The following is a 15,356-nucleotide window of genomic DNA, read 5'->3' on the forward strand; positions in this document are numbered from 1 at the left end:
AATGCGGGGCCTTGCTGTATGTTGTTCTCCATGTGCATCGCGCGGGTCCTTCGGGGCAACGCAAGCCCTTTAGTTAAGTCGTTGTACCTTTTCCGGTTTACAGCTTGGCGTGAACGCTCTGTCTGCACCGGTTCCGGACTGTGTTCGTCTAGAAGAGCCGCCGCGGCCTCGCCGGAAAATCTGCCATTGGTTATGGGCATCACATTGCGAGGCGGGGCGGTTTCAAAGATGTGCCAATACCTTATCCGCAAACTGCCAAGTGGAACTTTTGACTGGTAGAACGGCCTCTGTTCTGCCATTTCCATGTCCTGGCGGGTGATGACGTTGTGGATAGATACCCTTGTTCGTCACCAGGGAAGGTATCGGTCTTGAACCGAAATCCGTAAGGTACTTTTACGATCCGCTGCTTCGCTTTGCAAGCAATGTGAAATGCATAAGGCATTTTCCTTGAGCTTCGGATCGCGTATGACAGGGCTGGCTGGGGCCCGTGTGCAGGCAAATTGCAAGCAAAATGGCCGGAATAATTGAAGTGAAACACTGGACAAAACCACTGGTTGGCATCATGCCGAACGCCATGTGTCAGCTGCTGACGCTCGCTGGCTTTGTTTTCTGTCTTTTGCTGTTTGGTTTCAGTGCGCTATTGATGCCAGCACACGCGGAAGCCGAAAAACCAACTGTTTTGGGCGCCAGAGTGGCAGGCGATGACGCTAGAACGCGAATCGTTCTGGACATGGACCAGCAGGTGACGCCGACAATTTCCGGTTTGCGCAATCCTTATCGACTGATCATCGATCTCCCTGAGGTTGTCTTCAAGGTACCCGAGGATGCCGGAGAGAGTGGTCGAGGTCTCGTATCCGATTGGCGATTCGGCTTGTTCGCTGTCGGCAAATCCCGGATTGTGTTGGACCTGACCGGCCCGGTGAGTGTGGACAAGACCTTCTTCTTACCCGCAATTGACGACCAACCGGCACGACTTGTCGTGGATCTGGTTAGCGCGTCAGCCGAAGATTTCTCGACATTCGTAGAAGCTTCTCGCCCAAACCGGTCCACGGCCGACAAGAAAACAGATACCAAGACCGACCGATTGGCGGCCGCAAAGGACAGCGACAAACCTCTCATTGTTCTGGACCCGGGCCACGGTGGCATCGACACCGGTGCCACGGGCGTTGCCGGTACGCTGGAGAAGGCCATCGTTTTGGATTTCGCCAAACTTCTTAAGGCAAAACTGGATGAGAGCGGTCTTTACACTGTGCACATGACGCGCGAGGAAGATACGTTTATTCCGCTGGCAAAGAGGGTTCAGATCGGACACGACCTCGAAGCGGACCTGTTCATTTCCATTCACGCTGATTCGGTCAGGAGAGGCCGGAAATACGCGCGGGGAGCGACGGTTTACACACTTTCTGACAAGGCATCTGACCAACTTGCAGAGGATCTGGCAGAAATTGAAAACATGTCCGACGTGATCGCGGGGGTGGAATTGCAGGAGGAGCCGACCGAGGTGACCGATATCCTGCTGGATCTGGCTCGGCGCGAGACCAGGTCTTTTTCGGTCTATTTCGCCAGAACGCTTGTGAGCGAGCTCAAAAGCGCTGTTCGATTGATCAACAACCCGCACAGATCTGCGGGTTTTCGGGTGTTGAAAGCGCATGATGTGCCGTCAGTTCTGGTGGAGCTGGGCTATCTCTCGAACGAACATGACGAAAAGCTCCTGATTTCCGAAGAGTGGCGTGAGCGCATGGCCGGCGCAATGAGCGAGGCAATTCACGGTTTTTTCCGGCCGAGATTGGCCCGGCAACACGTGACGCCATCTCAGTAAAAGGCCTGAATTGTCTCGAAAATTGAAGGTCTTGTCAGGCGATTGCCTCAGCATCGCCATATTGGTGCACGAGGAAGGCTGACAAGTGTTTGTGACAATCGGCGCCAAAGGGTGCTGTATTAATGTTTCCGTGTTAAAAAGCCTGACGCGTTAATGACGGGGAAAGACGAGCCCGCAGTATGAAATTTTTGGTGAAGTTTTTTGGCTATCTTTTCGGGATCGGCGCAGTATTTGCGCTGTTGATAGCGGCAGGTGTCTGGATGTACCTGGAGACACTCTCGGAAGATCTGCCCGACTATACGGCGTTGCAGAACTACGAGCCGCCGGTGATGACTCGCGTTCACGCAGCGGACGGTAGTCTCATGGCTGAATACGCCACGCAGCGCCGCATGTTCTTGCCGATCCAGGCCATTCCAGACCGTGTGAAACAGGCTTTTATCGCCGCGGAAGACAAGAATTTCTATTCTCACATCGGTGTTGACCCTGAGGGCATAGCCCGTGCCGGTGTGCGCTTCGTTCAAAACTACGGTTCTGGGCGGCGCCCGGAAGGGGCCTCCACCATCACGCAGCAGGTCGCGAAGAACTTTCTGTTGTCAGACCTGGTCAGCGAAGAACGCCGCCGCCGCTCAGCTGCCTACGAGCGCAAAGTCAAGGAAGCAATCCTTTCGCTGCGCATCGAACAGGCCTTTACCAAGGACGAGATTCTCGAGCTCTATCTCAACGAAATCTATTTCGGGTTCGGAGCCTATGGCGTAGCTGCCGCTTCATTGATCTATTTCGACAAATCCGTGCACGAGCTCAATTTGGAAGAGATCGCCTATATGGCCGCGCTTCCGAAGGGGCCCAGCAACTATCATCCGTATCGCAAAACCGAAGCGGCCATCGCCCGTCGTAATTATGTGCTCGATCGTATGATGGCTGATGGCTATATTTCGACAGCGGAAGGCGAAGAGGCGAAGAAGAAATCGATCGTCGTCAAGCCTCGCGAACGCGGGTCTTTCCTGTTTGCCGCCGAGTATTTCACCGAAGAAGTCCGGCGTGAAGTCGCTGAAATTTTCGGGGACAAGCGTCTTTATGAAGGCGGGCTTTCGGTCAGATCCACTCTGGATCCCGAACTTCAGAAAATGGCGCGCAAATCCCTCATGGATGGCCTGATCGACTTTGACCGCAAACGCGGCAGTTGGGGTGGCCCGGTCGACAAGATTGACCTTGGCGCTGATTGGGGCGTCGACCTGGCCAAAGTGGAACCCTTGAGCGACATCCCGGAATGGCAGCTGGCTGTCGTATTGGAGGCCGGCGGCGACGAAGCGCGTGTCGGCGTTCAGCCGAAACGGTTGGTAAGCGGCAGTCTTGATGAAGAACGCCAAATCGGACAGCTTTTCCTTGATACAATGAAATGGGCACGGGTCTCCGGTCGTGCGCCGTCCGCTGTTTCGGATGTGCTGACACCTGGAGATGTCGTCTACGTGCAGGAAAGCCCGGTTGCGCCGGGAACCTTTGAACTTCGTCAGATCCCCAAGGTCTCCGGCGCGCTTGTGGCCATGGACCCGTATACGGGCCGTGTTCTCGCGATGGTTGGCGGGTTCAGTTTCGCACAAAGTGAATTTAACAGGGCGACACAGGCCTACCGCCAGCCTGGATCCTCGTTCAAGCCGTTCCTTTACGCTGCTGCGCTCGACAATGGCTACACGCCGTCGTCCGTGATCATGGACGCGCCTCTGGAAATCAGTCAGGGACCGGGGCTCGGCACATGGCGGCCTCAAAACTATGGCGGAAAATTCTACGGCCCATCTACATTGCGTACGGGTATTGAACTGTCCAGAAACGTCATGACCGTGCGTTTGGCGCAAGATATGGGTATGCCCCTCGTTGCTGAATACGCCAAGCGTTTCGGCATCTATGACAACATGCTTCCCGTTCTGTCGATGTCACTTGGCGCAGGTGAAACCACCGTGCTGCGTCTGACCACTGCCTACGCAACGATTGCAAATGGTGGCCGGAAAGTTCGTCCAACCCTGATCGACCGGATTCAGGACCGATACGGTCGTACCATCTATAAACATGACAGCCGGATCTGTGATGGCTGTACCCAGGACAACTGGGAAGGGCAGGGAGAGCCGTCTCTTATAGACAATCGTGAGCAGGTTCTGGACCCGATGACGGCCTTCCAGATAACGTCCATGATGGAAGGCGTCGTTCAGCGGGGTACAGCAACCTCCGTACGTGCTGTCGGTCGCCCTGTTGCCGGAAAAACGGGCACAACAAACGACGAAAAAGATGCCTGGTTCATGGGCTTCACGCCTGATCTTGCAGTCGGCGTCTTTGTAGGCTTTGACAATCCGAAACCGATGGGCCGTGGCGCGACCGGTGGTCAGGTTTCTGCGCCGATCTTCACCGACTTCGTCAAAAAGGCGCTTGCCGACAAACCGCCAGTGGAATTCAGAGTGCCCAAGGGACTGCAGTTGATTGCTATCAATCGCAGGACCGGATTGAGCGCAGCTGCAGGCACACCTGGAGCGATTCTGGAAGCCTTCAAACCGGGCATGGCGCCAAACGACAGCTTCTCCGTGATCGATTTCCAGGACTCCATGGGGGTCCCGGCCAATGTTTCACAAGAGGCGCTCGACGCGGTTGCAGGCGGCACAGGCGGCCTCTACTAACCGACCAAAGCTCCTTTGGTCGCGATGGGACAATGGAGACCAGTCAGCCCGGTTTACAGCAGCTGGTCTCACAGGTAATGTCCCGCTCCAATTCCCGGCCCGTGTCTCCTCGTCGAGACCGGGCCGCTTCACATAAATTGACGCGAGGTACCCGATGCGCGCCGAAATGGAAGCGATCGTCGATGAAATCAAGCAGGCCATAAGCCTGCTGAGGAGGCATCTTTGACTGGGACAATGCACTTGTCCGCCTGGAGGAACTGAACGCTCTTTCCGAAGATCCAGAGCTGTGGAACGAACCGAGCCGGGCTCAGAAGCTCATGCGGGAACGGCAGCAACTCGACGACGGCATCAACGGTGTCAAGGGACTAGAGCAGGACTTGGCCGACAATGTCGAGTTCATCGAACTCGGCGAGATGGAAGACGACAAGTCTGTTGTTGAAGATGCCGAAGAGGCACTTCGTGGCCTGAAAGACAAGGTCAACGAGCTGCAGCTGCAATCATTGCTGTCCGGTGAAGCCGATGCCAACGATACCTATCTGGAGATCAATTCCGGGGCAGGTGGCACGGAAAGCCAGGACTGGGCGTCCATGTTGCTCAGGATGTACAGACGTTGGGCTGAAAAACACGGTTTCAAGGTAGAAATACTTGAATACCACGATGGTGAAGAGGCCGGCATCAAATCCGCGACACTCCTCATCAAGGGAGAGAATGCCTACGGTTGGATGAAGACGGAATCTGGTGTTCACCGGCTGGTTCGAATCTCGCCCTATGACAGCAACGCGCGTCGGCACACAAGCTTTTCGAGCGCCTGGGTCTATCCGGTGATCGATGATTCCATCGAAATTGACGTTAACGAAAGCGATTGCCGTATCGACACTTACCGGGCTTCCGGCGCGGGCGGACAGCATGTCAACACAACGGATTCAGCCGTGCGCATAACGCACCAGCCGACCGGAATTGTCGTTCAATGCCAGTCAGAGCGTTCTCAGCACAAGAACCGGGCAACGGCTTGGGGCATGCTTAAGGCACGTCTCTATGAGGCAGAGCTGAAAAAACGCGAGGAAGCTGCCAGCGCTGAAGCTGCGTCCAAGACCGACATTGGTTGGGGTCACCAGATCAGATCCTACGTGCTTCAACCCTATCAGCTTGTGAAGGATCTTCGCACCGGTGTTGAAAGCACTTCACCGGGTGATGTCCTGGATGGAGACCTTGACCGCTTTATGGAAGCGGCGTTGGCGCAGCGGGTCTTCGGAGGAGAACCGGTTGAGGTCGAGGACGTCGAATAGTCCCGAAAACTATTGAAACAGTCGGGGCCCCAGTGGCCCCGTTTTGCTTAGAGCGACAGTGCCGTCAATTTTTCGCCTGCAGCCAGGAACGAGGCCGGATTGTTGGGCTTTTCATTGCGGCGAATCTCATAGTGCAGATGAGGGCCTGTTGATCGACCTGTAGAACCGATATTTCCAATCAGGTCGCCCGCCAGCACATGATCGCCCTCAGAGACGCGAATGCGGCTGAGATGCGCATAACGGGTCACGAACCCGTTAGCGTGTCGGATCTCCACCATTTTGCCGTATCCACCTTGCCATTTGGCGCTCAGGATCGTTCCCGGCGCGGTCGAATAGACGCGGGAACCATAGGGTGCCTTGAAGTCTGTACCGGTGTGCATTGCAAGTCGGCCAAGGAAAGGATCGACACGAGGTCCATAGCTGCTGGAAACCGACCCGTTTTTAATCGGACGTTTGACGGGGAGCCGTAGTGCAGTGAATTTTATTCGCCGCAACGCGTCTAAGGCATTGCTGGCACGTTCTATTCTTTGTGGGAAGTTCTCATCGGTTATGGGCAGGAATGGGCCGCCGACGGATGTCTTTTTGCGCAACGCTGTGTTTACGGAAGGTGCTATCTTCCGGGTGATGTCGAGAATATCGTTGATCCGACCTTCAGTCGCGACCGTGATCGCATCAATCGCTGCAGTGCTTTCGACATCCATCGCCGAGATGTCAGCCTTCACCGCATCGAGAGCAGTTTGCTTCTCAGAGTTTTTTTTTTCGTCGAGCAGCTCGGCGTTGGCGCCATCGACCGGTTGTTGCAGGATTGTGAGTGGGTCGACACTCCTGCTCGTACCGTCGCGAAGACCAAGTGCCTTTACCGGCTCATCGATCAGTTCACTTTCGCCACCGATCGCAGATTTGTCATGCGTATCAGCTGCTGCAAGGCCACGGCCGTCCAGACTGGGCTTTTGAGGCGGCAGCGGTTTGTCACTGCTGAGATAGATGCCTGCATTTTCAGCCCGCGCAACAAGATCAGCAACAATAGCATGACGCTGATTGAGATCCTGCTGCCTGCGCAGCACGTCCATGACCTGAATTTCAACCGATTCCCGATCAACCATCTGCCGGCTGTTCAGGTTTTCAATTTCGGCACGCAGGCGATCGATGTGATCCTGGTACTCAAGGACAAGTTCAGTGCGCTCAGCGCTTGCTTCCGCCATCATGTCGTTGCGCAGAAGATAGTAACCGACTGTCCCAACCACTGCGAGCGTGGCTGTTACACAGGCGATAGCGCCGCAGACAAGGTGAGCGGGACGCACCGTATATGTGGTTGTCTTGGCGTTTTTCCCCAAGGGCGCATGATGGGCTGCTGCCCTTTGGTTTGGGTATGTCCGCGTCTTTTCTCGGCGCTGTTGCATGGTCACTCAGTCACTGCCTGCATTCTGCAAAAGAACTGAGTGTGATTAGAATTTGGTAAGGTTAATAAATCGTCTTCAAAGGGGGTGAAATTACCCGACAAGAGGCGCCAATGGCTTGTAAAACCCAGGGGTTAGGCCAGCTTCCGAGCGCGCACGATCGTTAAAAGGTGGTTTCAGAGCTCCGCGGAAGTGTCGCCGAACATAAGCATGGAATGCCGGTTCAGCTCTGATTCCCTGTCGATCGCATAAGAATCGGAACCATTTCGCTCCAAATGCAACGTGATTCTTTTCGTCCCGGTAGATGATATCCAGGCACTTCGCAGTGTCTTCGTCACCAATCTGACGGGCCTTTTCGATCATTGGAGGTGTGATATCGAGACCCCGGGCCTCCAGAACAAGGGGAATGATCGCCAATCTGGCAGCCAGGTCGTGTCCGGTGTCTTGCGCTGCCTGCCAGAGACCATCGTGCGCAGGCAGGTCGCCGTAGGTGGCATCCAATCGTGACAGCCTGTCTTGGAGCATTGCAAAATGCTTTGCTTCCTCCAGTCCGACACGGACCCAGTCGTCATAATAGGATCTGGGTAGTCGTACATAAGCAAAGCGCCCGATAAGGTCCCAGGTCAAATCAACGGCATTCAACTCGATATGTGCAAGCGAATGGATGAGCGCCAGTCTGCCGGCCTTGCCGGTAAGGCTTCGCTTGGGCATGTCGCGCGGCGCCAGGAGTGTTGGGTTCGGCGGACGGCCTGGCCGTTCCGGCATGTCACCGTCCTTTGAAAGCGACCCCAAAGCCAGGCTTCTTTGAAACCAGGCTTTGGACACGCCGTAAGCGAGCCGAACCTTTTCGCTTGTCTCTTGAGCTGCGACAATCGCACGCGCACCGGCTACGAGGCTTTCAGGGATGTCTGGTTTTTCCGTAGTCGGCATGCTTACCTTAGAGTGTGCCTGCTGCTTCAAGAACGGCCTCGGCATGCCCGGGCACTTTCACTTTCCGCCAGATTTGAGCGATTTTTCCCTCTGCGTCTATCAAAAACGTGGCTCGCTCTACACCCATGTATTTCTTGCCATACATGGATTTCTCCACCCAGACACCAAAACTTTCTGCTGTTTGTGTATCGGTATCGGCCCCAAGTCTGACCGCGAGGTTGTGTTTGGCAATGAAGTTGTCGTGTTTCTTGGCGGAATCGGGTGAAATTCCGATGATGGTTATTCCGAGGTTCTTGAAGGCTTCCATGTTTTCAGAGAAGGCAATTGCCTCCTTTGTGCAGCCTGGTGTGTTGTCCTTGGGATAAAAATAGACCACCACGGGTTTCCCTTTCAGGGAACTTAGTGAGACCCGACCGCCACCATCGCTCTCCAGATCAAAGTCAGGTGCTGCATCGCCAATGGTCAAATCACCCATATTGCCTTCCTTCCGTCAAAGTTTGTGCGTTAATGCCCGAATCCGCCAGTTCGCGGGATCGCGGCTGTCGCTTTTGTCAAAGAGTTCGCAGTATCATAGGTCGCTCGGCGACTCGTTCAATGCTGCGCGGGAGCAAGCCAGATCTTGTTCCAGGAAACACTGGATCGCCTGACTGATACGCACAGGCTTTAGAATGGATTTGTGGAGTTGCCAACCAAAGGCGGAGCGACAGAGCTGAAAGAGCCGGGTAAAGCCAGGCCCAAACGGAAGCGACTACGTTACTTCGTCGCTTTCCTTCTCGTCTGCTTGGTTGCGGCGACTATCGCCGTGTTTGCGTCTGGGCCAGTTCGCGTGCCTATGCTGGGAAGCCTGTTGGCAATGCAAGGGACACGTGGTCCGGTCACGCTTTCCGTCGACGGTGCGAGCCTTGATTTCACCGCGCGTGACGGCATCAACATTATCCTTGAAGGTGCAGAGGCCAGTATCAGTGGCCCCTCGGCTGTCACACTACGCCTTCCCAAACTGACCGCGCCGCTTAACAGGGATGCGCTGTTCTCGGGCAAAGTCCATTTCTCTTCCCTGATTCTCGATCAACCGCACGTCGAAATCGAGCTGAAAGGCGGTCCGGCAAAGATACCGGAAATCGGTCCTCTTATGGAGGCGGTTGATCGGGTTAGCGACGTTGTCGATGATCAGTTCGCGCGCAGAGCGCTGAAGTTTGTCAGTGTCACGGATGCATCGGTTGAACTGTCCGGGGCGACCAAGCGAAAATTCACAGGCATTGACGCCAATGTGTTCAGGGGAAGTAACCGTGCGATCCGCGCTTTTGCAAAGGTATCGGGTGGTGTTTCCACCTGGCGGATGGAACTTGCACGCAGCGCCCCCGAGGGGGGAGCAGAGAAGAGCATCGGCGTTGTGGTCAACGGTATCACTCTCGCAGAACTCCTTGGACCCAATGCCACACCGCAATACGGCAAGGGCTTCGGGTTACCGGCTTCGGCCAAAATTGAAAGTCGATTGGATGCGGAAGGAGAGTTTCTTTCAGCAAACGCGGTCGCGCGGGTCCGAAATGGCTGGTTTCAAATGGGAAGGACCTTGGTTGCATTTGATGATGCAGCTTTATCACTTCTGTTTAAAAAGTCCGGCCAACCTATTGAAATAACAAAATCTCATATCATTCGAGGCAATAGTCGAATCTTTTTCACCGGTGCGTTGGAGCCCGGTCTCGGTGGCGGGCGCGAATGGGGCATCAAGCTGGATGCCGAGCATCCTCAATTCGGTTCGGCCGACATTCGCGAAGCGCCCCATATGCTTGATGGGGTTCAGGTGAGAGCGCGCTTTGACCCGCATGGCCGGCTTTTGTCGATAGATCGCTTTACCGCACGTTCCGGAAAAGCGGTTGTTCATGGCGTGGCCGTTCTCGAGATAACCTCTAAGGGGCCTTATCTGGCACTTGCCGCTGAGGGCGAGCAGATTCCAATCGCCGTGGCCAAACAGCTTTGGCCAATAACACTCGTTCCACCTGCGCGGCGCTGGATCATCGACAGAATAACCGGCGGGAAAATTGAAAAGGTCTCCTATACCGGCGCCATCCGTCCACCAGCATTCAATCATCGTGATCCGGACCCGGGTTGGTCCGGCGACGACATGCGTCTTGACATGACTTTTTCCGGTGGGTCCGTCACGCCCATTGGAGAAGTTCCAGAGATAAAGGGGCTTGCGGGGACGCTGACCGTTCAGGACGAAACGCTCACTGTTTCAGCAACCGATGGCTTTGCGACGACCCCCGATGGCGGCGAAATTGTTTTGCCAGAGGGTGTCTTCAATATTTTCAACTTGCCCCTCCGACACGGAAAGCTTGCCCAGATTACGACGAAGCTGCAAGGCGAGGCCAAGGATCTGGGCGAGGTTGTCGATAGCGCTCCCTTTAGAGTGCTTGAACGTGCCGGATTGAAAAACGATGGTGTCAGCGGTCAGGGCGAACTCGACGTCACGGCAACTTTTCCGCTTGGAAAACCCGTCGATATTGTCGATCTCGATTGGCGAGCTACGGGCGAGTTGGAGAATTTCACCGATAAAAACCCGATATTGGGGCACACCGTTGCAGATGCAGATGTCTCAATTGATGCGAACAAGCAGCAGGTCGCGATAACGGGGAGGGGCAAGCTGGACGGTCTGCAGGCCGATATCGACCTCGTCGTTCCCCTTGGCGAAAACGGAGTTGCCGGCAAACAAGACGTGATCGTCTCCACCACTGCTGCCCAATTGAAAGACAAAGGAATTGATCTGACAGCGTTTCTGGACGGACCCATGACGCTGAATGTCACCCGGGCAGAGGACGCACAGGACTTTGTGATCGACCTGAAACCTACGGACGTGCGCTTGCTGGCACTTGGATGGCATAAGGCCAATGGCGTTCCGGCAACGGCCTCGTTCAGGCTCGTGGAGACGGACACTTCTCGCAAAATCGAAAACTTCAAGCTTACGTCTGAAGGTGTCAACGTCACCGGAAATATGAACCTGTCGGCAGATGGAGACCTCGTTACTGCGTCGTTTGATACTTTTCAGTTACGACCGGGAGATGATGTGGAAGTTGACATACAGCGCGCTTCTGGTGGTCGGTACGACATCATTTTTGCGGGTGCTGCGTTCGACGGTCGTGGACTCATTCGCAGCATTCGTAGTCCCGGTGGAAGTAAGGGAGCGGGTGACTTCGAAGATGGCGCGAGAATCTCCGCTACGATTGATCGCGTCACAGGCTTCAACGGTCAAAGTATCTCAGGCTTTGCCGGGCAGATCGAGACCGGAAGCAAAGGATTGGTGTCGGCTGATCTGGGCGGACTGATGAACGGAAACTCCGGTTTTGAATTCTCTGTGACACCGCAGAACGGATCGCAGACTGCCAACGGAAACTTTGCCGATACCGGAGCAACACTTCGCTTCCTGGATCTTTACGAGCGTATGCAGGGCGGCAATGGCACCGTGAATGTTGCCATGGCCGATGAAGACAGTTGGGTCGGTGACTTCAATGTTCGAAGCCTGAAAATTACCGAAGACCCGGCGATCAAACGCATTCGGGAGCGTGATCGAAATGGGTTAAACCCGGACGGTTCGGTTACCAATCGGCGGGAGGTTGATGGAACGGCGAGTTTCGATACACTCGATATCAGTTTCACGCGCGACGGCGACTTGATGACAATTACCCGAGGAGCCCTGCAGGGGACCGCGCTCGGCGGCACGGTCAGCGGCACCGTTGATCTTGATCAGCAGACACTCAACCTGACCGGGACATTCGTACCGATTTATGCGTTGAACAATTTCTTTGCCAAAATACCGCTGCTTGGGTTTGCACTCGGTGGCAATTCCGGTGAAGGGCTGATTGGCGTCACCTACAAACTGTCCGGATCTGTTTCCGATCCGGTCCTGTCAGTCAATCCGATCTCAGCGATCGCGCCCGGTATCTTTCGCAAGATGTTTGAATTCCAGGCCAATTGAGCATCAAAAAAAGGCCGATCAACATGAGCCGGCCTTTGTATGGGTCTTTGCTATTGTTCAGACCGGCTTCAAGAGCACGTGCTTTTTCTTACCAAGTGACAGTTTGACAATTCCCTCGTCGGTGACATCGTCGAGAGACAGTTGCCGGCGGTCATTTTGCTCACCCTTGTCGTTGATCTTGACCGCACCGCCCTTGATATTGCGACGGACGTCGCCGTTAGAAGCGCACAGTCCGGCGGTAACAAATGCGGACAACACCCCCAGACCCGCTTCAAGATCAGCTTTGGAAATCTCTACAGTAGGCAAACCCTCCGCAGACTGACCTTCTTCGAAGGCCTTGCGTGCAGTTTCTGCGGCAAGCTCTGCCTTGTCACGGCCATGGATCAGAGCTGTTGCCTCTGTAGCGAGGATCTTCTTGGCTTCGTTGACATCGGCACCCTGGAGTGCAGCCAGCCTTGCGACCTCGTCCATTGGCAGGACTGTGAAGAGTTTCAAAAAACGCTCGACATCCGCATCTTCCGTATTGCGCCAATACTGCCAATAGTCATAGGCGGAAAGCTGCTCCTCATTCAGCCAGACAGCTCCAGCTGCGGTCTTGCCCATTTTGGCACCTGAGGCAGTGGTCAACAACGGGGATGTCAGGGCATAGGCATCCGCCTCGCCGAGGCGTCGCACAAGGTCGGTTCCGGAAAGGATGTTGCCCCATTGATCCGAGCCGCCCATCTGCAGCCGACACCCGGTCCTGCGGAAAAGCTCCAGATAGTCATAGCCCTGCAAGAGCATGTAGTTGAATTCCAGGAAGGACAGATGTTGTTCACGCTCAAGTCGAAGACGGACCGAGTCACGTTGGATCATCTGATTGACCGAGAAATGCCTGCCGATGTCCCTCAGGAAGTCGACATAGTTCAGTTTCAAGAGCCAATCGGCATTGTCCAGCATGAGCGCATCAGTCGGACCGTTTCCAAAGGTCAGAAGCTTTTCGAATACCTTCCTGATACCAGCCTTGTTTTCTTCAATGTCTTCTTCCGTCAGCATTCGGCGGGTTTCGTCCTTGCCGGATGGATCGCCGACACGGGTTGTGCCGCCGCCCATCAAGGCGATTGGACGGTGCCCGGTTTTCTGAAACCAGTGGAGCATCATGATTGGCACCAGCGATCCGGCGTGAAGGCTCGGTGCCGTGCAATCAAAACCGATATAAGCGGTTACGGTCTCCTTGGCGCAGAGTGTGTCGAGCCCGTCTGGGTCGGATATCTGGTGAATAAAACCGCGTTCTGAAAGAACGTTTAGAAAGTCCGATTTGAACTCGCTCATGCCTGTCTGTCCGTCCGTAGTCGTCTTCTGCGCCATCAAGGGCCCTGTTGGACGTGCTCTAGCGCGTGCTGCCGGAGTTGTAAATTGCAGCACATAGGAAAAGGGGGTGTTGTTGCAGCTTGACCGAAAAAGTTCAGTTTGGAGTGCGTCCTACCGGGCGAACTTTCAGACATACATACTTCAATTGACCTTCTTCCCAGGCGATACGCAATTCTTCGCTCAGTGTTCGAGGCACCAATTCATTCAGCACAGCCTGGCACTCAGCCTCGGTTTCGAAAGTACCTTCATCACTTACTGGCCAAACATTCGGACCGGTTAGCATTTGAATGGATACTGCAAGAATAGCCCACATATTGAATCACCTCTCTTTTGTGATTTACATCATAAAATGTAACAAAGCCGCGGCTAATCATATGAAAGTAACCCAACGTGATGGCAGTCACAGCCGAACAATTGCGGCAAGTCTATGTTCTTCTCATCGGCGCAGCGAATTGCGCCAGGATCAAGAGAGAGGACCTGACATGTTTCGTAAGTTCGCAATCGCCGCCGTTACTGTTGCCACCGTCGCAACTGCTGCCGTTTCCATGACACCGAGCGAAGCTCATGCAAAAAACCGTGCCGGAGCCGTCGCTGCCGGAGCGATCTTCGGCCTTGCTGCCGGCGCTATTATCGCCTCCCAGGCACGTCCGCGCTATCAGCCGCCGGTTCGCTGCAGCTACCGTCCAATTACACGCTGGGATGCTTACTATGGCCGTTACGTTGTCGTTGGTCATCGTCAAGTTTGCTACTAAGATCTTTCAAGATCCAATCGCTAGCGAATTGCCTCCTCCGGGAGGCTTTTTCGTATTGTGAAGTGTGTCATTTCACCTTCAAATACGGGACCCGCGAATCTTGGCCGGTGTTCCATGTCATCTCATCAACTTTCACCCTCACGCCGTTTTGGCCTGCTTTGTGGCTCGCTGAAGCCGGGTCCCACAAATTCAATTGCTGACGTCAGCGGCGTTTCCGTTGGGCACAAGACAATCCGTAACGGCGATGTGAATACAGGCTTCACTGCTTTGGTCCCGCATCCGGGGAACATCTTCCAGGAGAAGCTCACTGCGGGTGTCGAAATCATAAATGGTTTTGGAAAGAGTGCCGGACTGATTCAGGTTGATGAGCTTGGGACACTTGAGACGCCAATTCTCCTAACAAATACATTCGCCATCGGCGCTGGCGTCAACGCGTTGATCCGGCAGGCAATCCTGAAAAATCCGGAGGTGGGTCGCACGACAAGTACGGTCAATCCTTTGGTTCTGGAATGCAATGACGGGTATCTGAACGATATTCAAGCCATGCCTCTTGCCGAAGTTGATGCAATTGCGGCTCTCGAAGCGGCTTCGTCTGAAGTCGAGCAAGGCAGTGTTGGCGCAGGTACCGGCATGAGTGCATTCGGTTTCAAAGGCGGCATTGGATCGGCTTCCAGAACGTTCGAACTAGATAGTGGCCGTTTTGTGCTGGGGGCATTGGTGCTTGCCAATTTCGGGCGCGCGGGCGACCTGGTCTTGCCGGATGGTCGCCGTCCGGACCCCAAGGATACACAAACCTCTGAAGAGCGTGGCTCGGTTATTGTGGTCCTTGCGAGCGACGTTCCACTTGAGAGCCGACAGTTGAAACGCATTGCGAAGCGGGCAGGGGCGGGCCTTGCCCGTCTTGGTGCATTTTATGGAAATGGCAGTGGTGATATAGCGCTAGCGTTTTCCACAGCACAAAATGTTCTTCATCAGGAAGAAAATGATTTTGTCGACCGACGGTGCTTGAACGAAGACCGGATCGATATCCTCTTCAGAGCCGCCGCGGAAACAACACAAGAAGCCGTCTTGAATGCGATGATCGCTTCACCTTCGACAACAGGCAGAGAACGGCATCAGAGGCCGTCGCTGATCGATTGGCTTCAAGACACGTCGAACCAGCTTTAGGGAACGAACCCAACAGAAAACCCCG

General features: G+C 54.7%; 10 protein-coding genes. 6 read left to right on the plus strand and 4 right to left on the minus strand.

The window, feature by feature from the left end:
- The first annotated feature begins 529 nt into the window (after positions 1 to 529).
- The 3 genes from K1718_RS14235 to prfB all read left to right on the plus strand — a co-directional run bounded on the left by K1718_RS14235 (position 530) and on the right by prfB (position 5,765).
- The gene (locus K1718_RS14235; protein ID WP_265682015.1) at positions 530 to 1,819 is read left to right on the plus strand and encodes an N-acetylmuramoyl-L-alanine amidase; all 1,290 of its coding nucleotides are present in this window, start codon (positions 530 to 532) and stop codon (positions 1,817 to 1,819) included.
- Positions 1,820 to 2,007: 188 nt separating this feature from the next.
- A complete protein-coding gene (locus K1718_RS14240; RefSeq protein WP_209007030.1) occupies positions 2,008 to 4,479 on the plus strand; it encodes a penicillin-binding protein 1A in 2,472 nt (823 codons plus the stop codon).
- A gap of 154 nt (positions 4,480 to 4,633) precedes the next feature.
- Positions 4,634 to 5,765 (plus strand): peptide chain release factor 2 gene (gene prfB, locus K1718_RS14245; protein WP_265682013.1). Its coding sequence is split into 2 segments (ribosomal slippage): positions 4,634 to 4,702 and positions 4,704 to 5,765, totalling 1,131 coding nucleotides; the frame shifts between segments, so codons are not numbered across the junction.
- A 47-nt stretch (positions 5,766 to 5,812) separates the two neighbouring features.
- On the opposite strand, the gene K1718_RS14250 is transcribed toward prfB, so the two are convergent.
- The 3 genes from K1718_RS14250 to bcp all read right to left on the minus strand — a co-directional run bounded on the left by K1718_RS14250 (position 5,813) and on the right by bcp (position 8,567).
- Complete coding sequence (locus tag K1718_RS14250; RefSeq protein WP_152501558.1) at positions 5,813 to 7,165, minus strand: M23 family metallopeptidase; 1,353 nt, start codon at positions 7,163 to 7,165, stop codon at positions 5,813 to 5,815.
- A 90-nt stretch (positions 7,166 to 7,255) separates the two neighbouring features.
- Positions 7,256 to 8,092, minus strand: coding sequence for a ferritin-like domain-containing protein (locus K1718_RS14255; RefSeq protein ID WP_173006010.1), 837 nt, complete (start codon positions 8,090 to 8,092; stop codon positions 7,256 to 7,258).
- Positions 8,093 to 8,099: 7 nt separating this feature from the next.
- Positions 8,100 to 8,567 (minus strand): thioredoxin-dependent thiol peroxidase, encoded by a 468-nt coding sequence (bcp, locus tag K1718_RS14260; RefSeq protein WP_152501560.1) that lies wholly within the window; start codon positions 8,565 to 8,567, stop codon positions 8,100 to 8,102.
- Positions 8,568 to 8,945: 378 nt separating this feature from the next.
- Between bcp and K1718_RS14265 the strand changes: the two genes are divergently transcribed.
- Positions 8,946 to 12,062 carry a YhdP family protein gene (locus tag K1718_RS14265; protein WP_265682009.1) on the plus strand — a complete coding sequence of 1,039 codons (3,117 nt, stop codon included), beginning with the start codon at positions 8,946 to 8,948 and terminating at the stop codon, positions 12,060 to 12,062.
- A gap of 57 nt (positions 12,063 to 12,119) precedes the next feature.
- On the opposite strand, the gene tyrS is transcribed toward K1718_RS14265, so the two are convergent.
- Positions 12,120 to 13,373, minus strand: coding sequence for a tyrosine--tRNA ligase (gene tyrS, locus K1718_RS14270; RefSeq protein ID WP_265682007.1), 1,254 nt, complete (start codon positions 13,371 to 13,373; stop codon positions 12,120 to 12,122).
- 521 nt (positions 13,374 to 13,894) lie between these two features.
- Here tyrS and K1718_RS14275 point away from each other — a divergent pair.
- Both K1718_RS14275 and K1718_RS14280 read left to right on the plus strand, forming a co-directional pair.
- Positions 13,895 to 14,164, plus strand: a complete 270-nt coding sequence (locus K1718_RS14275) for a tyrosyl-tRNA synthetase (protein WP_152501562.1) — start codon at positions 13,895 to 13,897, stop codon at positions 14,162 to 14,164.
- A 114-nt stretch (positions 14,165 to 14,278) separates the two neighbouring features.
- Positions 14,279 to 15,331 carry a DmpA family aminopeptidase gene (locus K1718_RS14280; RefSeq protein ID WP_265682005.1) on the plus strand — a complete coding sequence of 351 codons (1,053 nt, stop codon included), beginning with the start codon at positions 14,279 to 14,281 and terminating at the stop codon, positions 15,329 to 15,331.
- The last annotated feature ends 25 nt before the right edge of the window (positions 15,332 to 15,356 follow it).

The sequence above is a fragment of the Roseibium porphyridii genome, assembly GCF_026191725.2.
GTDB lineage: Bacteria > Pseudomonadota > Alphaproteobacteria > Rhizobiales > Stappiaceae > Roseibium > Roseibium porphyridii.